Here is a 207-nt window from a genome sequence, read left to right as displayed (position 1 = left end):
GAGCACCGGCTCGTAGTAGCGCGGCTGTGCCTCGGCCACCTCGTCGCGCAAGGCACTGATGTAGCGCCTGAGCGTGCGCCCGGAGGCCCGCAGCGGTCCCACCTTCTCCTGCAGCTTGCGCCGGATCTTCACCGCGCTGAGCTTCGGGAAATTCTCCAGCAGATGGATGATGTAGGCCCGGTGTTCATCCAGCGGCTTGCGCCGCGA

Annotated in this window: 1 pseudogene; it reads right to left on the bottom strand. The window is 66.7% G+C overall.

What is annotated here, in order from left to right:
• Positions 1-207 (bottom strand): annotated as a pseudogene (locus ACYQ2W_RS27005) (hypothetical protein); the annotation flags it as partial.

The sequence above is a fragment of the Endothiovibrio diazotrophicus genome (assembly GCF_054657215.1).
The sequence above is the reverse complement of the archived record's forward strand: the minus strand, read 5'-3'. Positions and strand labels throughout refer to the sequence as shown.